This window comes from Halovalidus salilacus (genome assembly GCF_031852275.1).
Classification (GTDB): Archaea; Halobacteriota; Halobacteria; order Halobacteriales; family Natrialbaceae; genus Halovalidus; species Halovalidus salilacus.
This window is the reverse complement of record NZ_CP134700.1, coordinates 2,930,078-2,950,426: the sequence shown is the minus strand read 5'-3', so window position 1 is coordinate 2,950,426 and position 20,349 is coordinate 2,930,078. Positions and strand designations below refer to the sequence as shown.

Here is a 20,349-nt window from a genome sequence, read left to right as displayed (position 1 = left end):
CGGTCCGGAACGTTCGCTAGGCGTTTATCGGATAGTTCTACGCTAACGAGACGAGTCAATCGGTCCGCGCGGAGTCTCGACCGCTATCGGTCGGTGTCCTCTCCGACGAGACGTGACGATCGCGAACACTACGGTGAAAGCCCCCGACCTGATCGGGGCCGCTGGCGGCGTGCGCGCCTCGTTCCCTTCGGTCACTGCGGTGCTATCGGCCACTAGCGGCCCCGATCCGGCCGGCCCCTTTCATTCCCACCCGACGCCTCACCCTCCCCAACCGACTCGTTCGCTCGTTCTACTCGCTCACTCGTCCCTCGCGCGATGTGGACGAAGCGCCCTCACGTTCGTTCGGGCACTTCGTCAGCGCGCGCCACGTGGTCGGGTAAAATCGGTCGTCGCTGGGCCTCTCAATCCAGACCAAAACTGCGGCCTGCTCGAGTTGCAGCCCTGTTCAAGAAGTGTGACAGCAGTTTATCGGGCGTTCTCGAGTTCCTCGAGCGCACCCGGGTTCTCGATGCTGCTCATGTCGCCGAGGTCCTCGCCGGTGTAGGTGGCCTCGACCGCGCGGCGGATGATCTTGCCCGACTGGGTCTTGGGGAGTTCGTCGACGAAGAGGACCTCGCGGGGGCGGAACGGTTTGCCGAGTTCCTCGCCGACCTGGTCGCGCAGTTCCTCGCGGAGGTCCTCCGACTCCTCGACGTCGTCCTCGAGGACGACGTAGGCGACGACCGCGGTGCCGGTGGTCTCGTCGGGGACGCCGACGGCGGCTGCCTGGTTGACCGCCCCGTGGTCGATCAGCGCGCCCTCGACCTCCGCGGGGCCGACCTTCCGCCCGGCGACGTTGAGCGCGTCGTCGGCGCGACCGTGGAGGAACCAGAAGCCGTCCTCGTCCTTCTGGGCCCAGTCGCCGTGGTTCCACATCGGCGGATCCTCGAACGTCGACCAGTACTCGTTCAGGTAGCGCTCGTCGCCGCTCCAGAGCGACTTCGTCATCGAGGGGCAGGAGTCCCTCGCGACGAGGAAGCCCCGCTGGTGCTCCTCCTTCACGGACTCGCCGCTACTGTCGACGATGTCGATGTCCATGCCGAGGCCGGGACCGCCGAGCGTGCAGGGCTTGAGGGGTTCGGTCGGCATCGGCATCAGGAAACAGCCACAGATTTCGGTCCCGCCGGAGATGTTGATGATCGGGCACTCCCCGCCGCCGACGTTGTCGTAGAACCAGCGCCACGACTCGGGGTCCCACGGCTCGCCCGTCGAGCCGAGGATGCGGAGCGAGGAGAGGTCGTGGCCGGAGAGCCAGTCGTCTCCGTGCTTCCGGAGCGCCCGGATCGCGGTGGGCGAGATCCCGAACTGGGTGAGTTCGTGGCGGTCGATCATCGACCAGAAGCGGTCCGGATCGGGGTAGTCGGGCGCGCCCTCGTACATGAAGACCGTCCCGCCGAAGGTGTGGACGCCGATGAGCGTCCACGGCCCCATCATCCAGCCGATGTCCGAGACCCAGAAGAAGCGGTCCGCGGGTTTGAGGTCCATCCCGAAGAAGACCTCCTTCGCGACCTGCACCTGGACGCCGGCGTGGGTGTGGACGATCCCCTTCGGCATCCCCGTGGTGCCCGAGGAGTACAGGAGCATCGACTCCCGATTCGACGCGAGCGACTTCGTCTCGTACTCGTCGCCCTGCGTCTCGACGGCGTCGATCCACCACTCGTCGCGCTCGTCGTTCCACGGAATCTCGTGCTCGCTCTTCCGTTCGCTCGAGCCGAGTCGGTCGAACACGATCGTGTGCTCGACGTGGCCGGCCTGCTCGATCGCCTCGTCTGCGGCCGACTTGAGGAAGATGGGGTTCCCGCGGCGGTAGAAGCCGTCGCCCGTGAACAGCACCGAGCACTCGGCATCCTCGATCCGCGTCGCGGCGGCGTCGACGCCGAAGCCGGAGAAGATCGGGACGGCGATCGCGCCCACCTTGAAACAGCCGTAGAGGATCGAGACGACCTCCGGAACCATCGGCATGTACAGGCCCACCGTATCGCCCGTCTCGATCCCCCGCTCCTCGAGCGCGTTCGCCACCTGATTCGATTTCCGGCGGAGTTCCAGATACGTGACCTCCCGCACCTCGCCGTCCTCGCCCTCCCAGATGGTGGCGACTTTGTTGCGCGTCTCCTCGTCCCGGGCGGCGTGGCGGTCGACGACGTTGTGCGCGACGTTGAGTTCGCCGCCCGGATACCAATCCGTAAATTGCGGTCCGTCGGTATCGTCCCGTACCTCGTCGTACTCCTCGTAGTACTCGATATCGAGGTAGTCGACCATCTCGTCCCAGAACCACTCGAGGCCGGACTCTTCGACGCCCTCGACCTCGGCGGTCGTCCGCTCGATCAACTCGTCGTAGTCGTCGATGCCGTACGCCTCCATGAACGCGTGGACGTTCGTGGACTCGACGAACTCCCTGTCGGGTTCGTGGACGATCTCGTCGACGTCCTCGAGACTGGGTTCCCCTGACATGGTCACTCGTAGGTTAGGGTCATACCACCATCAAACAGGAGGTCGCCGCCGTCGAGGTGTCGGCCCAGATCGGAGAAGCCGAGCAGGAAGAGGTTGGCGACGTCTACCGGTTCCATCATCTCCTTCACCCTCGATTGACCGAGCATCACGTCCTGGATCACCTCGTCGACGGAGATGCCGCGCTGCTCGGCGGTGTCCTCGAGTTGATTCGTCACCAGCGGCGTCTTCACGTAGCCCGTGCTGACCGAGAACGAGCGGATCTCGCCGTCGCCCTCGGCGGCGATCGACTGGGTGAGTCCCCGGAGGCCGAACTTCGAGACGTTGTACGCCACCTTGTCGCTCGTGACGTAGTGGCCGTGGACCGAGCCCATATTGCCGACGCAGCCCCGGCCGTCCTCGGTCTCGCGGAAGTGGGGAATACACAGCTTCGAGAGGTAGAGCGGCGCCCGGAGCATGATGGCGTGCATCGTGTCGTACGTCTCCATCGGGAACTCCTCGATGGAGTCGATGTGTTGCATCCCGGCGATGTTCGCGAGGTACTTGACGTTCCCCAGGTCGGCCGACTGCTCGACGATCCGCTCGAGGTCGTCGTCGTTCGTCAGGTCGCCCGGGATCGTCTCGATCGGGCCGGAGACGCCGATCTCTTCGCCCCGGTCGACGGTGTCCTCGAGGCCGTCCTCGTCGATATCGGTCGCGGCGACGGTGAGGCCGTTTTCGGCGGCCGCGAGCGCCAGCGCCCGGCCGATGCCGGAGCCTGCGCCGGTGACGAGACAGACGTTCTCCGCGGTGAACGAGTCGTCGTCGATGGTGTGGATCGTTTCGCGCGTAACCGACGGCGGAGAGACTTCGGAATCGGATTCGGAATCTGACTGAGACATCGCGTTCGGTAGACCTTGGTCGGTCTCGTGCTAAAACGCGGTCGTTAACATTTCAACGCCGGCGCTGGGTCCCGATTGACCCCCGATACCCCTGGCGCCCACCGGTTTCGACTCGCCGGAAATGCAATCGACCTATTACTATTGTTAATGATAAGGGTTAACACGCTGCGCGGCGAGCTATCGGTCGGTAATGATCGACCTCGACCTCGATATGCGGCAGTACGACTGCCCCTTCATCGACACCACCGACGACGTCGACGTCGTCTTCTCGGCCGTCCAGTGGCAGCTGGACACCGACGCCGAGCAACTCGAGACGCGCCTGCTCGTGAAGGCGGACACGTCGAACAAACTCGAGGAGGGGCTCCGGGTGCTGCGGGCGCATCCCAACATGAACGACTGCTACATCCTCTCGAAGCTCGACAACGTCGCCACCATCGGCACCGTCATCGAGGAGACAGACGCCATGCGTTCGATCCAGCGCAACGGGGGCTACATCACCGGGCCGTTCCGGATCGAGGACGGTCGCGAGCGGTGGCACGTCGGTTTCGACGACGACGAGGCCGAGGACGTCACGCTCGCCGAACTCGAGCGCCACAACGACTTCAAAGTCGAGAACCGCGACCGCCTCGGCGCGACGGCGCTGTTCGACCTGCTCGAGAACGCCGACAGCGCGATGGCCGTGCTCGACGGCTGTCGCTCACTCACCGAGACCGAGCGGCGAACGTTCGAGGTCGCCTCCGAACTCGGCTACTACGAGACGCCCCGCGGCGCGACGCTCGAGGACCTCGCCGAGCGCTTCGACGTCTCGAAGACGGCCGTCTCGATGAACCTGCGACGCTGCGAGCGGAAGCTCCTCGGGGCGGCGGAGTCGGCGCTCGAGGGACTCGAGGGGGAGTCGACGTCGCGGTGAGGTCGTTCCTTGCATCGCTGGGCCGGACCTTCTTCACTCCGGTCTCGTTTACACGTCTCCACGAGGTCCGTACCGATCGTCAGCCGTGAGGAAATTGGGCTTTCTACCGTAATCGGACGACGAATACGGGTGCGGTAATTCTCCCGCCCTATAGGCGCTCGCGCGAATTAACAGAACAAATATACTTGTCTGACGTACGTTTATGTAGCAGGACAGACCGCTAGATGGTATGTCGAAAAATCGCGTCGAGAAGCTGGAATCGACGGTCGCGGAACTCGAGTCGACGATCGAAGGACTGACCGACGAACTCGTCGAGGCGAAAGAGCGCATCCGAATCCTCGAGGCCGAACTCGACAAGGAGACGCCGACGCGGGTTCCAGAGCGCCGCCGCGAGCGCGAGGCGGACGCCGAGGCGGACCCGGACGACGTCGAGGCCGCGGCCGCCGAGGCCGAAATCGACGCCGAGGAGGGCTCGGTCGGCGACGAAGCGGAAGACTCAGGTAGCGACGATATCATTGTCGCGTAAGGGCTACCCGCGCCGAACGGCGCGATTTCGGACGGTCGCCGGTCGACCGATCTCGTCTCCCCCGACCGGCACCCGACTATCTGCGACCCCGACGGCCGGCGGCCACCCGCCGCACCGCCGTCGGTAAACGGAGGTCCGGAACCAACGATGTACATCAAAGCGCTCGTCCTGGACAACTTCAAGAGCTTCGGTCGGAAGACGAGGATCCCCTTCTACGAGGACTTCACCGTCGTCACCGGCCCCAACGGCTCCGGCAAGTCGAACATCATCGACGCCGTCCTCTTCGCGCTCGGGCTCGCCCGAACGCGCGGAATCCGGGCCGAGAAGCTGACGGATCTCATCTACAATCCCGGCCACGACGGCGAAGGCGGAGCCGGCGCCGGCGGCACCCGCGAGGCCATCGTCGAGGTCGTCCTCGACAACTCCGACGGGACGCTCGAGCGCTCCCAGATCGCCAACGCCGCGGGGAGCGACGACGTCGGCGACGGCGAGGAGGTGCGCATCCGCCGGCGCATCAAGGAGACCGAGGACAACTACTACTCCTACTACTACCTCAACGACCGCTCGGTCAACCTCTCGGACATCCAGGACCTGCTCGCCCAGGCCGGCGTCACCCCCGAGGGCTACAACGTCGTCATGCAGGGCGACGTCACCGAGATCATCAACATGACGCCCCACGACCGGCGCAAGATCATCGACGAGATCGCCGGCGTGGCCGAGTTCGACGCCAAGAAGGAGGACGCCTTCGAGGAACTCGAGGTCGTCGAGGAGCGCATCGACGAGGCCGAGCTCCGCATCGAGGAGAAGCGCGACCGACTCGCCCAGCTCGAGGACGAGCGCCGGACCGCCATGCGGTACCGCCGGCTCCGCCGCGAGAAGGAGGAGTACGAGGGCTACCGGAAGGCGAGCGAACTCGAGGAGAAACGCGAGGAACTCGAGGGGGTCCGCTCGCGCATCGAGCGCCACGAGGAGGAACTCGAGGAACTGCAGCGTGAACTCGACGAGCGCCAGGGGACGGTCGTCCGCCTGCAGGAGGACCTCGAGGATCTCAACGCCGAGATCGAGCGCAAGGGCGAGGACGAGCAGCTGCGCATCAAAAGCGAGATCGAGGAGGTCAAAGGCGACATCTCCCGGCTCGAGGACCGCATCGAGGCGAGCGAGGAGCAGATCGAGGAGGCCGAGTCGAAGCGCCGCGAGGCGTTCGTCCAGATCGACCGCAAGCAGGAGCGGGTCGACGAGCTCACGGGCGAGATGCGCGAACACAAGCTCGAGAAGGCCTCGATCAAGGCCGAGATCCAGGACCTCGAGGGCGAACGCGAAGCGGTCCAGCAGGAGATCGACGAGGTCGACACCGAGTACGACGAGCTGAAAGCCGACCTCGCAGACCGGAAGGAGGTCCTGGAGGAGGCGAAGACGGAGAAGAACGACCTCCAACGCGAGCAGGACCGCCTGCTCGACGAGGCCCGCCGGCGCTCGAACGCGATCACCGAGAAGGAAGCGACGATCGAGGAGAAGGAGGCGGAGCTGCCCGAACTCGAGAGCCAGCGCTCCGATCTCGAGCGCGAACTCGAGAAGGCCCGGCTCAATCGGCAGAACATCGAGGGCGTCGTCGACGACCTGAAAGCCGAGAAGCGCCGACTGCAGGGCGACCTCGACGACCTCGACGACGAGCTGCAGGCGAAACAGCAGGAGTACGCCGAACTCGAGGCGAACGCCGGCGAGAGCGGCGACTCCTCGTTCGGCCGCGCGGTGACGACGATCCTGAACTCCGGCATGGAGGGCGTCCACGGCGCCGTCGCCCAGCTTGGCAGCGTCTCCGGCGAGTACGCGGTCGCCTGCGAGACGGCCGCCGGCGGACGACTCGCGAACGTGGTCGTCGACGACGACGTCGTCGGCCAGCAGTGCATCGAGTACCTCAAATCGCGCAACGCCGGCCGGGCGACGTTCCTGCCGATCACGAAGATGCAACGGCGCGGACTCCCGAACGCCCCGTCCGATCCGGGGGTCGTCGGCTTCGCCTACGACCTGGTCGACTTCGACCAGCAGTACGCGGGGATCTTCTCGTACGTCTTCGGCGACACGCTCGTCGTCGAGGACCTCGAGACCGCCCGCGCCTACATGGGCGACTACCGCATGGTCACCCTCGACGGCGACCTCGTCGAGAAGACCGGCGCGATGACCGGCGGCTCGCGCAAGGGCTCTCGCTACTCGTTCTCGGCCAGCGGCAAGGGCCAACTCGAGCGCGTGGCGAAGCAGATCACGGAGCTGCAGGACGAGCGAAACGAGGTGCGCGAGGAGCTTCGCGGCGTCGAGGAGCGCCTCGACGACGCCCGCGACCGCCAGACGGACGCGGCCGACGAGGTCCGCTCGATCGAGAGCGAGATCGAGAAGCTCGACGACCGGAAGGCCGCCATCCGCGATGAGATCGAGTCGCTCGAGGACGACCTCGAGACGCTCCGGGAGGAGCGCGAGTCCGTCGACGAGCGGATGACCGAGATCTCGGGCGAGATCGAGACCAAGCAGGGCGAGATCGGGGAGATCGAGGCCGACATCGCCGACCTCGAGCGCGAACTCGCCGACTCGAAGATCCCCGAACTCACGGCGAAGATCGAGGAGATAACCGCCGAAATCGACGAGCGCGAGGACCGGATCGACGACATCGACGCCGAGTTGAACGAACTCGGCCTCGAGAAGCAGTACGCCGAGGAGGCGATCGAGGACCTCCACGACGACATCGAGGCCGCGCAGAACCGCAAGGCGGAGTACGAAGAGCGGATCGAACAGTGCGAGGACGCGATTACGGAGAAGCGCGAGGAACTCGAGGAGAAGCGCGAGGCCGTCGAGGATCTCGAGGAGGAACTGGCGGAGCTCAAAGGCGAGCGCGACGAGCTGAAGGGCGACCTCGCCGAGGCCCGCGAGGCAAGGGACGAACAGCAGGATCGGGTTAACGCCGTCGAAGGGAAGCTCGAGAACGACCGCGAGCGCGCGGGCGACCTCGAGTGGGAGCTCGAGGCCCTCGAGGCGGAGGTCGGCGACTACGACCCCGAGGAGGTCCCGGACCACGAGACGGTCCTCGAGATGATCGAGCTGCTCGAGGCCGACATGGAGGCCCTGGAGCCGGTGAACATGCTCGCGATCGACGAGTACGACGAGGTGCGCGAGGAACTCGACGGGCTCGAAGAGGGCAAGGAGACCCTCGTCGAGGAGGCGACGGGTATCCGCGAGCGGATCGAGCAGTACGAGACCCAGAAGAAAAAGACGTTCATGGAGTCCTACGACGCGATCGCCGCCCACTTCACCGACATCTTCGAGAAGCTCTCGGAGGGGACGGGTTCGCTCCACTTAGAGGACGAGGAGGACCCGTTCGAGGGCGGGCTGACGATGAAGGCCCAGCCGGGCGACAAGCCCATCCAACGCCTGGACGCCATGTCCGGCGGCGAGAAGTCGCTGACCGCGCTGGCGTTCATCTTCGCCATCCAGCGGCACAACCCGGCGCCGTTTTACGCCCTCGACGAGGTGGACGCATTCCTCGACGCGGTCAACGCCGAGCGCGTCGGCCAGATGGTCGACGAGCTCGCGGGCGACGCCCAGTTCGTCGTCGTCTCCCACCGGTCGGCGATGCTCGACCGCTCCGAGCGGGCCATCGGCGTGACGATGCAACAGGACAACGTCAGCGCCGTCACCGGCATCGACCTGAGCGGCGGCGACGGCGAGGAGGTCCCGGCTGATGACTGAGGACGACCCCGAGGGGAGCCGTCCCCCGGCGTCGGACGAGAACGCGAACGCCAACGGGGGCGCGGAGCCGGATCCGGACTCGAGCGCGAGCGACGATTCGGACGACGACGTTCCGCTGAACATCGTCGGACACGAGTCGCGTGAACGCCCGCGGGATCGGGACTCGGACTCGGGGACGACGCTCGCGTTCGGCGGCGAGGACGGTGACGGCGGCGAGGACGATGACGGCGGCGACGTCGGAACCCTGGGCGAGGTCGAACCCGAATCCGGATCCGACGTCGACGGCGAGGGCGAGCACGAGGCCGAAGACGACGACGCCGTCGAACCCGTCGAACTCCTCGTCCAGCTCGCCAAGGACGGCGAGATCGATCCCTGGGACATCGACATCGTCGCGGTGACGGACAAGTTCCTCGAGGCGCTCGACGAGACGGACCTCCGGACGTCGGGCCGGGCCCTGTTCTACGCGAGCGTCCTGTTGCGAATGAAGAGCGACGAACTGTTCGCCGTCGACGAGCCCGAGGAGGACGAACTGCCACCGTGGGAGGCCCCCTTCGCCGACGAGGGGGCGATGGACGGCGATGGCGGGCCGGCGCCCGGCTTCGACCCCATCGAGAGCCTCGAGGCGGAGATGGAGCGCCGGCTCGAGCGCAAGCACGCCCGCGGGAAGCCCGAGACGCTCGACGAACTCGTGCGCGAGCTTCGCGACGCCGAGCGCGGCAGCTGGTGGAAGGAGTCCCGAACCTACGACACGAGCGACTCGCCCAGCGGTTACGGCCGCGGGATGCAGGAACTGCACTACCACTCGGGCGACGACTTCCGCGTCGACGACGAGCCGACGAGCGACGACGTCACCCACACCACCCACGAGGAGGACATCGAGGCGATCATCGACGACGTCGACGCCGCCCTCGAGACGCAGTACGAAGCCGGCCGCGACGAGGTGCTGTACGCCGAGATCGACGAGGTCGGCGGCTCGCGCGTGATGACCTACCTCGCGCTGCTCTTTCTGGCCCACCGCGGCCGGATCGTCCTGGAGCAGGACGAACTGTTCGGCGACCTCTGGATCCAGCGGCCGACCCTCGAGACGGAGACGACCGAAGCGATCGCCGACTGATCGGCGATCCGCGGTCGGCTCGCATCGGTCGCCGTCGGCCCGGGTCAGTTCCGGGCTCGAGGCCCGGCTCCGATTCCGCTCCACCGCTCGAGCGCCGCCGCTCGAGCGTCGGAACGAGTCGGCGATGATGGGGCGTGAAGAACGGCGCGATGTGGTGTCGGTTCGGGGTCCGGTGAAACCGGCCGATCAGAGGAACGAGAAGACGGCCCACGGAACGGCGAACAGCAGCACCGTCATGAGGACGAGAATCAGGCCGTAACCCGCGACCGTGCTCGCCGCCGTCAGCCACGCCGGGTGATCGAATTCGCTGAGATCCACTGCCATACGAACACCGTCTGCCGAGCGGCGTATAAACGTACCGAAACGACCAACCTGTCGCCGCGGGTTTTCGGCCGAGTCGACGCTCCTCGAGGCGTACGACGGACGACGGACGACGGACGACGGACGACGGACGACGGTCTGCGGTCGACGATCGATGGACGACGGGAGGTGGTCGGCGGGCCGATCAGGCGTCGACACCGTCGGCGGCGTCGGCGACCGCCTCGAGCAACAGCCCCGCTCCCAGATCGATCTCGCGCTCGGTGACGTCCAGCGGCGGCAGCAAACGGAGCGTCTTGTAGCCGCAGCCGAGGGTGAGCAGCCCTCGTTCGAACGCGGCCTCGAGCACCGCATCACGGCGCGCTTTCGTGTCGAACTCGACGCCGATCATGAGCCCCTTTCCGCGGACGTCGACGATCGTTTCCGTCCCGGCCTCGCCGTCGGCGCGAGCGTCCTCGAGGATCCCCCGGAACTGTTCGCCGCGATCGCGGACGTTCTCGAGGAGGTTCTCCTCGCGGATGGCGTCGATCGTCACGACGCCCTGCATCGCCGCGAGGAGGTCGCCGCCGCCCCACGTCGAGGAGAGGCGGCCCCGCCCCTCGGGGAAGACGTCGGAGCGGGAGATCGTCGCCCCGACGCGCAGCCCCTTCGCGCTCGTGATCACGTCGGGCGTCAGTTCGAGGTGGTCGACGGCCCAGAACTCGCCGGTTCGGCCGAGGCCGGACTGGATCTCGTCGGCGATCACCCGCAGGCCGTACCGCTCGCGCAGGTCCTCGAGGTCCGCGGCGAACGCGGGGTGGGCCGCCCGGTAGCCCCCTTCGCCCTGGATTGGCTCGAGGACGAGGTAGGCGACCTCCTCGGGGTCGATCACGCCGCGGTCGGCGTGGAGGGCGTCCGCGACGACGTTGCCGCCGGGGCCGTCGGTCAGCCAGCGGGTCTCGTACTCGTCGTCCGTGGACGGGTAGGGAACCGAGACGACGCCGGGTATCTCGGGGTAGCCAGTTCGGTGGACCGCCTTCGAGCGGTTGAGGGAGAGCGCACCGAGGGTCCGGCCGTGGAAGCCGCCGTCGAAGGTGAACGCCCGGTGACCGCCGGAGGCGTAGCAGATCTTGATCGCGTTCTCGACGGCTTCGGCCCCCGAGTTCGAGAGGAAGACGCGGTCCATGTCGTAGCGGTCGGTCAGGTCGACCAGCCGCTCCATCAGCTGGGTCGGTCCGGGGAAGTCGCTCACCTCGGGCGTGCCGCCGCCGCTGACGTAGAAGTCCTGGCCGGCGATCTTCGTCGGATCGACGGGGTCGAAGCCCTCGAGTCGCTCGAGGATCGCCGGATTGTTGTACCCGAGCGGCGCGGCGGCGACGTGGCTCGTGAAGTCGAGGAGGACGTTGCCGTCGACGTCGGTGCAGAAGGGGCCGACCGCCTCCGCGCTCGCGTCCCAGACGAACTCGTAGACGTACGTGCTCGGCGCGGCGTACCGGTGGTGGTACTCGACCCACCGGGTCGCGCGCTCGCCGGGAATTCTGTCGACGCGGGGTTCGACCGTGTCGCGGTCCATGGGTGGCTAGTGGTTCGGGGCTCCGTAAAACCATCCGTCTCGGGCGAATTTCCGCCTGGCCTCCCTCGAGGCCGCGTCCGCCACCTCACACGACGACCAGCACGGACGCCAGCGCCCCGCCGATCAGCAGGACGCCGCTGTAGACCGCGACCCGGTTTCTGAACTGGACGTTCGTCGACGTCGTCGCGAGCAGCGCCTTCACGACGATGCTCGAGACCGTCGCGAGCAAAATGGCGATCGTCGCCTCGGGGGCGCCGAGTTGCCCCCCGCGGTAGAGGACGACCGCGGACGTCGTCGCGCCGGCGCTCGAGACGAGGCCGCTGGCGACGGCCGTCGCGTAGAAGCCGAGCGTGCCGAATCCCGATTGGGCGACCGACCCGAAGACCAGCACGACGAGGAAGACGGCGCCGAAGGCGAGGGCGTTCTTCAGCGAGAACGGACTCTCGAGGTCCATCGACGACGACTCGCTCCAGTCGGCGATGAGCCAGGCGATGCCGAACGCCAGCAGAATAACTGCACCCAGCGGAATCACGGCCTCGACGAGCACGTCGGCCCGGGTGCCGATCGTGAATCCGACCGCGATCGCGAGATTGCGCGTGGCCATCGCCGCGTCCGCGAGCAGGATCGCCGCGACGGCGTAGGAGGCGGTCTCCGGACGCTGGCGGACGTGATCGAGCATCGTCCCGACGACGGCCGTCGAGGAAGCCAGTCCGCCGAAAAAGCCCGTCACGGCGATGCCCCGGCCGCCGTAGGTCGAGACGATCGCGTAGTTGACGATGCCGATGCCCGCCACGGCGACGACCATCAGCCAGATGACCTGGGGCTCGAGCGGAATCTCGATCCCGCCGACCTCGAGGGTCGCCTCCGCGGGGAGCAGGGGGTAGATGACGAACGCGAGGATGGCGAACTCGGTGGTCGAGCGCATCTCCTCGTGGGAGAGCCCCCAGGCGAACTCGTGGAGTTCCCGCTTGAGCACGAGCAGCAGCGAGGAGAGGACGGCGACTGTCACCCCCTCGATGATGAACTCGGCGGCGACGAGCGCGCCGACGCCGTAGGCGACGAGCATCGAGACCGAGGTCGTCAGGGACAGGCCCTGGTCCTCCCCGCCGAGCAGCCCCTGGACGGCGAGCAGGACGCCCTGAACGATGACGAGGACGCCCCCGAGGACGAGGAGTCCCTCGCCGATCGGCGTCTCGAACGAGAGCACCGTGAACACCGCGCCGAGGAGGCTGATCAGCGAGAAGGTGCGGATGCCGGCGGACTTCTGGGACCACTCGCGCTCGAGGCCGAGGAACATCCCCAGGGCGCCCGCGAGTGCGATGCGGACGACCGCCTCGTCCAGCGGTGCGTCGGCGACTTGCAGCGTCAGCGGCGGCGACAGCGTAACGATCTCCATCGATGAACCTCGTTCACCCGTCAGTATTTCGTAGGAGTCAACATAAGGGCCGCGGCGCGGTTCGGCGCCGTCGTCCGGGGTTTCGCCCCGTTTCGTCGTGGTCGATGACCGGCCGGGTTTCGTCGCGGTCGACGGTCCGTCCGCTTTCGTCGCGGTCGGCTCCGGAGCAGATGGTCGACCAGCGCGTCGAGTCCGTCGGCGAACCCGACGACTCACTCACGGAGTCGGCTCCCGTCGCGCGGATAGTACTCGAACCCGGGATCGTCCGTCCGAAAGCCACAGCGGGGACACCGGCGGACGTCGAGGCCGGTTCGACCTCCCGGGCCAGGCCCGCCGCCGGTGCTGGATCGATCGCCGGAACCGTTTCGGCCGGCCGCGCCGCTCTCGACGTGGTCCCCTCGCCGGCCGATTCCCGGAGCGAGCAGCGGGACGAACGGCAGGAACAGGAAGAGCAGGAACGTATCGAAGTAGATCCACGCGGCGACGCTCACCAACAGTCCGAGGAGGAGGCCGACGACGGCCGTAACGGTTCGCGAGGCGCCCATCACGGACCCACTCTACAGTTCGACGTACTGTTCCTCCCACTCCCGACGGGCCTCGAGTTCCCGGCGGCCGCGCCGGGTGAGCGTGTAGAAGTTCGTCCGGCGGTCGCGACTCCCCTTCTCGACCAGCCCCTTGTCGACGAGCGTGTCGAGGTTCGGGTAGAGCCGTCCGTGGTGGATCTCCTTCTCGTAGTAGTCCTCCAGTTCTTCTTTGATCGCCAGCCCGTGGGGTTCCTCCTCGCCTGCGATGACGTACAGCAGGTCTCGCTGGAATCCTGTCAAATCGTACATTGGGAAAGTACCACTCCTAGTTACTGTCGAATTTTAATAAACATATCGGGTCGTTTCGATCGAAACTGTGCTATTACCATCGAAGGGCGGAATTTGGGTCTCGGCCGAATAGTAACTACCGTGATTGGTCATCCTCTGGCATCTCCTAAGGTGCAATTCATGTTTACCCTCCATGTGGTTTATCCCTCGATAGTTAGTCGGTCACGATCACCGATCTGATCGACCCGTACCCGGGGCGTCGGCCGAACTTTTCGAGCGACGCTCGCCGAGAGTCACCCTCGAGCGGATACTCCCGTCTGATTCGGTACGGACCGATCGCTCCGCTCCTGGGCGTGTTCTGATCACGTGTGGGTACGGCTGACGTGGCGACCGTCCGCGAGGCTCACGATCGATCGTGCGTCGAAACAGGAAAGCAGATCGCGTGACGGGAAAAGTGTCACGCGATCGCTTGCCGCCCTGAATTGGTCCCCGCTGACGCTTCGGCCCTCCAAGCGAAGCGTCAACTGGAAAAATTCGCTGGGAGGACTTAAAAGTACCGACACCGTCCGAATTCGTAACACGTTTCTGTCGTAATTCGGGAACCGATTCCTCCGAATTCCTCGGAGAGCCGGGCGATACAGCCGATCGAGGGATTTTCATCGTCACGGGAATGCGCGTGGTCCGAAATTCCCACCGATCGAGAGCGGGCGTCGACGGATCGACGGAAAACGGCGCGTGACAGACGGTCGGAGCGTCGAACTCAGTGTGGGAGCGGTCGCGAACTCGCGCGCCGAATCCTCAGATGTGCTCTTCCTCGAGGACCCACCCGAGCGCCCGCTTGTAGTAGGTGAACATCTGTCTGACGCCGTCGTGGCGCATCTCGTCGCTCTCGAGGTGTTCTTTCAGGAACTCGTACTGCTCGCGGATCTCGTCTTCGTCTCGCATGTCGCTCACTACCGGTTCGAGCGGCAAAAAAGCCGGCGAGGGGACCGATCGAACGTTCGGCCGGGGGCGTCGTGATCGGGAACCGGCGTCGGTCCGGGGGATCGTAATCGGTCCTTTCGTGCCGGATTCCGAGCGCTCCGAACCGCCACCGGAGCACCACTTCCGTAGCCGCTGGCGGCCGGTCGGGGGTGGTGCTTAGAGCCCGTCGTCTTCCTCGTCGTCCGTCGCGTTCTCCCCGCTCTCGTTACCGTCGTCGGTAGTGTTCCCCTCGGTTTCGTTGCCGTCGGTTTCGTTCCCTTCAGTCTCGTTGCCGTCGGTACCGCCGTCATCGCCGAAGGTCAGGGTGACCTCCTCGTCCTCGCCGTCGATTTCGACGTCGTCCTCGGTCTCCTCGCCCTCGTACTCGGCCGTGACGGTGTACTCGCCGTCCTCGAGTTCTTCGAACTCGACCTCTCCGTCTTCGTCGGTTTCGCCCTCCCAGACGCCGTCTTCGATCTCCGTGACGCCGCCCTCTTCGGTCTCGTTCCCGGCGGATTCGTTGCCCTCGCTCTCGTTGCCGTCTTCGAGCTCGTCGGTCTCGTTCCCCTCGGTCTCGTTGTCGCTTTCGTTCCCGGTCTCGTTCCCGGTTTCGTTCTCCTCCTCCTGGACGAACGACAGCTCTTCGGTGTCCTCGCTCTCGTTGTCCTCGCTCTCGTTGCCGTCGGTTTCGTTGCCGTCGGTTTCGTTACCCTCACTCTCGTTGCCGTCCGTTTCGTTCCCTTCGCTCTCGTTCCCGTCATCGAGGCCGTCATCCTCGCCCTCGAGGTCCTCGGCCTCCTCGAGGGTGACCGTCGCGCCTTCGACGGGTTCTTCCTCCTCGTCCTCGACCGTGACGGTCAGCGCGTACGTCTCGTCTTCGCCGTCGCCGTTTTCGGATTCGGACTCGTTGTCCTCGCCGTTCTCGTCGCCGTTGCCGTTACCCCCTTCGTCCCCACTCGGACCCTGATCCGCACACCCGGCGAGTGCGAGCGCGCTCGCGGTACCTGCGACCGTGACGAACGTTCGTCGACTGTATCGTGATCGATCGGACATATTTTTCTGTAGTACGGTTTCGTTCGTCGGGATGTGGGCTGCAACTGCCGTACCTTAATCACCTATTGCCTATCCAGTCACCCGGCGTGACACTCTCTAACGCTTATTCGTGGCTCGAGACGGCCAACTCGGCCGTCGAAACAACCGATTAGCGACCGGTTCGGGCCGGCGGTCTCGGTGGGCGCGCGGTCTCGCTCGCGCGTCGGTCCGCGAGACCGTCAGGGACGATTCACCAATCGACTGTTACGACGGGGGACCTCGGCCCCGGGCGACCGTCGCGGAACCGTGCGTCGACACCGATACGTCCGTTCCCGTGGGTCTTTTGGCGTTGCGGGCGTACGCCGACGCATGAAAATTCGGGGCGAGCGCGAGTGTACGGAGTGTGGCACCCGCTGGTCGTACTACGAGACGGGGAGCGTGGGCTGTCCGGCCTGCGGGAGCCTGCGAAGCGTCGGCCTCGACGAGCGGACCGAACACACCGACGTGCGCGTCGAGTTCGACCTCACCCCGGTTCGGAACGCGATCGACGACGTGTCGACGGCGGAACTCGCCGACCGCGCCCGCGACGCCTGCCGAGAGTACGTGCGCAGGCGGGGGTTCGTCAACGCAGGCGAGTTGCGCCCCCTCGACGACACCTACCTCGCGGCCACCGAACTGCTCCACGTCGCCGACGTCGTCGCGCGCGGCCTCCGCCTGGACGAGCGCGAGGAACTCTACTTCCTCTCGTTGCTTCGCGACGCGGACGACGGCCAGCGGCCGCCGCCGGAGGAGGTCCCGCGAAGCCTCCGGTCGGCGCGCGGGCTCGCCTACGCGAACGCCGCACGCGAGTACCGTCGGGGCGTCAGGACCTGGGCCGAAGACCGCTCGCTCGTCGCGCCCGAACGCAGCGCCCTCGAGCTCCTCGGCGATCACGTCAAGCGCCTTCGCATGCTCGAGGGCGACGTCCCGCCCGAGACGGCTGAAACCCTCGTCGAAGCCGTCCGAGACCTGGCAGACGGGCTTCACGGGGACGAAACGGCATTCTCCCGCGCGCAGGATCGGCTGGATCGACTCGAATGAGCCGTCGAAAACGAGGGTCGGGGAGCGACTGCGGCCGGCCGCTCAGGGCAGGTCGACGTCGATCCCTTCCTGCAGACTCGCCGCCTCGACCGTGTTGTAGAGCAACATCGCGCGCGTCATCGGCCCGACGCCGCCCGGAACGGGCGTGATCGCGCTCGCCTTCTCTTTCGCGCTCTCGAACTCGACGTCCCCGACGAGTTCGTACCCCTTGTCGGTGTCCGCCTCCACGCGGTTGACGCCCACGTCGATCACCACGGTTCCCTCCGAGAGCATCGAGCCGTCGATCAGTTCGGGGACGCCGACCGCGGCAACGACGATATCGGCGCGCCGGGTCTTTTCGGCGAGGTTCTCGGTTCGGGAGTGACAGACCGTCACCGTCGCGTTGCCGTCGTCGGCTTTCTGGATCAGCAGGTTCGCCAGCGGCTTCCCGACGATGTCCGACCGACCGACGATCGTCACGTCCGCTCCCTCGAGGTCGACGCCGGCTGACTCGAGCAGTTTCTGGACGCCGTGGGGCGTACAGGGTCGAAAGCGGGCGTCGCCCGCCACGAGGCGGCCGACGTTCTCGGGGTGGAAGCCGTCGACGTCCTTGGCGGGATCGATCCGCCGGATCACGTCGCGGTAGTCGACGTGGTCGGGGACCGGCGACTGGACGATGTAGCCGTGAACGTCCGGGTCGTCGTTGAGGTCGTCGATCGCTTCGTAGAGGTCCTCGGCCGGTGCGTCGCCGTCGATCTCGACGTGGATCCCCTCGATGCCGACCTCCTCGCAGTCGCGCTGTTTCATGTTCACGTAGGTCTGGCTCGCGGGATCGTCGCCCATCAGCACCGTCGCCAGTCCCGGTCGCGCGCCCGCGTCCGCGAGCGTCTCGATCGCGCCGGTCAGGTCCTCGCGAAGTTCGCTCGCGACGGCGTTGCCGTCGATGATCTCCGTCTCGGCGTTCGCGTCGGTCATACTCGAGTGAGCGGCCGCGAGGCTAATCAACGCTCGGATTCGTGCGCAGAATCGCCGAGGATCGCCCGTCTAATACGCACGAACGTGGATAGAATCCCGCTCAGGTCCGATCGTCGAGGGAGGACCGAATCGCGTCGTCGACCGGCGCCGGGTGTTCGATCGTGCGCTCCATCCCCCGCAGGCCGACGTCCCACTCGGCGGTGTCCTGCGCGTCGGTTACGGCCGGCGCGTACTCGTCCGCCGGTCCCTCGTGCTCGGTCGCCGCGGCGAGGTCGATCAGCGCCCGGGCCTGCAGTTCGTGGACCGCGCGCGCGGCCGCGAGCGCCTCCGGATCGACGTCGACCCCCTCCGCCTCGAGTTCGGGACCGATCCGCTCGGTCCACGCGTCCTCGGGGAGCAGGCAGACGGCGCGCGTGTCGATCGAGAGCGGGGGAACGCCGGCGACGTGATCGTCGATCCCCACGAGGTCGTGGCGCTCGACCGCCTCGAGGATCCCGATCACGTCGGCCGCGTCGACGTCGCGCTCGGCGAGGACCGACTCGAGCACGGCGGGGTCGAGCGGTGCGTCCATCGTCTCCGGCCGGGGCGTCGGATCCGCACCTTCTTCGTGCTCGAGGTACCCCTCAGCGACGGGATCGCTCCCTTCGCCGACGTCCGGGAGTGGCTCGGCCGCGTACGGCTCCCCGTCGTCGAACCGGACGGGAACCAGTCCGACCGTCTCGTCGATCCCCACGGCGTCGAACAGGAGCGGGTTCCCGTCGTCGTAGGCCTCGAGGTCGATCCCCAGTCCGTCGGGCGGGTCGGCGGTCACGAACGCGTCGGGGACGGGCGCGACGACGGCGGTCGAGTCGTCACCGCGACGCTCGAGTCGCTCCTCGCGGAGCCGGCGGGGGTAGGCCGCGTCCGGGATGTCGTCCTCGTCGATCGGGTTTCCCACGAGCATCGGCACGTCGCCGCGCTCGTCGACGTCCCAGTCGATCGGATCTTCGGCGCCCGCCTCGATGCGGTCGAACAGCGGCGTCACCTCGAGAGCTAGCGCCGACGCGGCCGTCTCGTCGGTGGCCCGAAGCTCGAGCAGCAGGTCCTCGTCCAGGAGCGTACCGGTCGGACGTTTCGACATGGTCGGCAGTAGCGCGAGGCGGAGGATAAGGCGCGTGCCGGCGAGTGACAGTTTGCGAGGGAGGCCGTCGATGTGGGCTCCGAACCCGTCCTGAAAGCCCCTTTCATTCCCACCCGGCGGCGGTCGGTTCGGCCGTCTGTGCGGTGTGGATGATTAGAGGCGGAGAGAAGTGGTGAAGATCGACCGAGCGACTACTCGTACAGCGGGTTCTCTTCGCAGAGCGTCTCGACGTCCTCGCGGACTTCGGCTTTGACCGACTCATCGTCGGGCGCGTCGACGACGCGGGCGATCAGTTCGCCGACGAGTCGGCAGTCCTCCTCGTCGAAGCCGCGGGTCGTCAGCGCGGGGGTACCCGCGCGGATGCCGCTCGGGTCGAACGGGCTGCGGGTCTCCCCGGGCACAGTGTTGGCGTTCAGGACGATGCCGGCCTCCTCGAGGGCCTCCTCGGCCGTCCCCCCGCTGGTGTCGGGGTGGGACTCCCGGAGGTCGACGAGCACGAGGTGGTTGTCGGTGCCGCCGGAGACCAGCGAGAAGCCCTCGTCGGCGAGGGACTCGCCCAGCGCCTTCGCGTTCGCGACCGTCTGAGAGGCGTAGTCCTCGAACTCGGGCTCGAGCGCCTCCTTGAAGCCGACGGCCTTGCCCGCGACGTTGTGCATCAGCGGGCCGCCCTGGCCGCCCGGGAAGACCGCCGCGTCGACGTCGTCGGCGTACTCCTCGCTCGTCATGACGATCCCGCCCCGGCCCGAGCGGATCGTCTTGTGGGTCGAACCGGTGACGAAGTCGGCGACCCCGACGGGCGATGGGTGGACGCCCGCGGCGACGAGGCCCGTGATGTGGGCGATGTCGGCCAGGTGGAGCGCGCCGGCGGCCTCGGCGGCCTCCTGGATGCGCTCCCACTCGACCTCGCGCGGGTAGGCGGAGTAGCCCGAGACGACGATGTCGGGTTCGAACGCCTCGGCCTGCTCTCTGAGCCCCTCGTAGTCGAGGTAGCCCGTCTCGGGGTCGACCTCGTACTGTTCGACCTCGTAGAACTGGCCGACGAAGTTCGCCGGGTGGCCGTGGCTGAGGTGGCCGCCGTGGTTGAGGTCCAGCGAGAGTATCTTGTCGCCCGGCTCGAGCATCGCGAAGTAGACGGCCTGGTTGGCCTGGGTGCCCGAGTGGGGCTGGACGTTGACGTGCTCGGCGCCGAACAGCTCCGTGGCGCGGTCGATCGCGAGCTGTTCGACCTCGTCGGCGTACTGACAGCCGCCGTAGTAGCGAGCGCCGGGGTAGCCCTCGGCGTACTTGTTCGTCAGCGCGCTCCCCTGGGCGTCGAGGACCGCCCGGCTGACGTGGTTCTCGCTGGCGATCATCTGCAGGGTCGACCGCTGCCGGTCGACTTCGCCCTCCAACGCGTCGGCGACGGCGGGATCGACGTCCCGAACGTGCTCGTGCTCCATGTGTGGTGTGCCGGTTGGCTGTTCTATAAG

At 66.8% G+C, this 20,349-nt stretch carries 17 protein-coding genes; 5 read left to right on the top strand and 12 right to left on the bottom strand.

Annotated elements, in window-relative coordinates; translation table 11 throughout:
• Positions 1-465: 465 nt before the first annotated feature.
• Together RJT68_RS14500 and RJT68_RS14495 are read right to left on the bottom strand one after the other, a co-directional pair.
• On the bottom strand, positions 466-2,490 hold the full coding sequence (locus tag RJT68_RS14500) for an AMP-binding protein (RefSeq protein ID WP_407037267.1): 2,025 nt from the start codon (positions 2,488-2,490) through the stop codon (positions 466-468).
• A gap of 2 nt (positions 2,491-2,492) precedes the next feature.
• Positions 2,493-3,368: an SDR family oxidoreductase gene (locus RJT68_RS14495; protein WP_407037266.1), complete on the bottom strand. Its 876-nt coding sequence runs from the start codon at positions 3,366-3,368 to the stop codon at positions 2,493-2,495.
• A 190-nt stretch (positions 3,369-3,558) separates the two neighbouring features.
• On the opposite strand from RJT68_RS14495, the gene RJT68_RS14490 reads away from it, so the two are divergent.
• The 4 genes from RJT68_RS14490 (at position 3,559) to RJT68_RS14475 (ending at position 9,653) form a co-directional block, all read left to right on the top strand.
• Positions 3,559-4,278: a helix-turn-helix domain-containing protein gene (locus RJT68_RS14490; RefSeq protein WP_407037265.1), complete on the top strand. Its 720-nt coding sequence runs from the start codon at positions 3,559-3,561 to the stop codon at positions 4,276-4,278.
• A gap of 229 nt (positions 4,279-4,507) precedes the next feature.
• Complete coding sequence (locus tag RJT68_RS14485; protein ID WP_407037264.1) at positions 4,508-4,804, top strand: DUF7518 family protein; 297 nt, start codon at positions 4,508-4,510, stop codon at positions 4,802-4,804.
• A gap of 147 nt (positions 4,805-4,951) precedes the next feature.
• Positions 4,952-8,539, top strand: coding sequence for a chromosome segregation protein SMC (gene smc, locus RJT68_RS14480; protein WP_407037263.1), 3,588 nt, complete (start codon positions 4,952-4,954; stop codon positions 8,537-8,539).
• On the top strand, positions 8,532-9,653 hold the full coding sequence (locus RJT68_RS14475) for a segregation/condensation protein A (RefSeq protein ID WP_407037262.1): 1,122 nt from the start codon (positions 8,532-8,534) through the stop codon (positions 9,651-9,653). Before smc ends, RJT68_RS14475 begins: the two co-directional genes overlap by 8 nt.
• 186 nt (positions 9,654-9,839) lie before the next feature.
• Here RJT68_RS14475 and RJT68_RS14470 read toward each other — a convergent pair whose 3' ends face one another.
• From RJT68_RS14470 to RJT68_RS14440, 7 genes are all read right to left on the bottom strand, one after another.
• Positions 9,840-9,977 (bottom strand): hypothetical protein, encoded by a 138-nt coding sequence (locus RJT68_RS14470; RefSeq protein ID WP_407037261.1) that lies wholly within the window; start codon positions 9,975-9,977, stop codon positions 9,840-9,842.
• Between the two features lie 181 nt (positions 9,978-10,158).
• Positions 10,159-11,523: an aminotransferase class III-fold pyridoxal phosphate-dependent enzyme gene (locus tag RJT68_RS14465; RefSeq protein WP_407037260.1), complete on the bottom strand. Its 1,365-nt coding sequence runs from the start codon at positions 11,521-11,523 to the stop codon at positions 10,159-10,161.
• A gap of 85 nt (positions 11,524-11,608) precedes the next feature.
• The gene (locus RJT68_RS14460; protein WP_407037259.1) at positions 11,609-12,919 is read right to left on the bottom strand and encodes an MgtC/SapB family protein; all 1,311 of its coding nucleotides are present in this window, start codon (positions 12,917-12,919) and stop codon (positions 11,609-11,611) included.
• 212 nt (positions 12,920-13,131) lie between these two features.
• The gene (locus tag RJT68_RS14455) at positions 13,132-13,464 is read right to left on the bottom strand and encodes a hypothetical protein (protein WP_407037258.1); all 333 of its coding nucleotides are present in this window, start codon (positions 13,462-13,464) and stop codon (positions 13,132-13,134) included.
• A 12-nt stretch (positions 13,465-13,476) separates the two neighbouring features.
• On the bottom strand, positions 13,477-13,752 hold the full coding sequence (locus tag RJT68_RS14450) for a PadR family transcriptional regulator (RefSeq protein ID WP_407037257.1): 276 nt from the start codon (positions 13,750-13,752) through the stop codon (positions 13,477-13,479).
• Positions 13,753-14,529: 777 nt separating this feature from the next.
• The gene (locus RJT68_RS14445) at positions 14,530-14,676 is read right to left on the bottom strand and encodes a hypothetical protein (protein WP_407037256.1); all 147 of its coding nucleotides are present in this window, start codon (positions 14,674-14,676) and stop codon (positions 14,530-14,532) included.
• A 195-nt stretch (positions 14,677-14,871) separates the two neighbouring features.
• Positions 14,872-15,747, bottom strand: a complete 876-nt coding sequence (locus tag RJT68_RS14440) for a putative sodium/potassium/calcium exchanger (RefSeq protein WP_407037255.1) — start codon at positions 15,745-15,747, stop codon at positions 14,872-14,874.
• Between the two features lie 348 nt (positions 15,748-16,095).
• Between RJT68_RS14440 and RJT68_RS14435 the strand changes: the two genes are divergently transcribed.
• Complete coding sequence (locus RJT68_RS14435; protein ID WP_407037254.1) at positions 16,096-16,806, top strand: DUF7117 family protein; 711 nt, start codon at positions 16,096-16,098, stop codon at positions 16,804-16,806.
• 42 nt (positions 16,807-16,848) lie between these two features.
• On the opposite strand, the gene RJT68_RS14430 is transcribed toward RJT68_RS14435, so the two are convergent.
• The 3 genes from RJT68_RS14430 to glyA all read right to left on the bottom strand — a co-directional run bounded on the left by RJT68_RS14430 (position 16,849) and on the right by glyA (position 20,319).
• On the bottom strand, positions 16,849-17,760 hold the full coding sequence (locus RJT68_RS14430) for a bifunctional methylenetetrahydrofolate dehydrogenase/methenyltetrahydrofolate cyclohydrolase (protein ID WP_407037253.1): 912 nt from the start codon (positions 17,758-17,760) through the stop codon (positions 16,849-16,851).
• A gap of 100 nt (positions 17,761-17,860) precedes the next feature.
• On the bottom strand, positions 17,861-18,880 hold the full coding sequence (locus RJT68_RS14425; protein WP_407037252.1) for a hypothetical protein: 1,020 nt from the start codon (positions 18,878-18,880) through the stop codon (positions 17,861-17,863).
• A 191-nt stretch (positions 18,881-19,071) separates the two neighbouring features.
• The gene (gene glyA / locus RJT68_RS14420; protein ID WP_407037251.1) at positions 19,072-20,319 is read right to left on the bottom strand and encodes a serine hydroxymethyltransferase; all 1,248 of its coding nucleotides are present in this window, start codon (positions 20,317-20,319) and stop codon (positions 19,072-19,074) included.
• Positions 20,320-20,349: the final 30 nt, after the last annotated feature.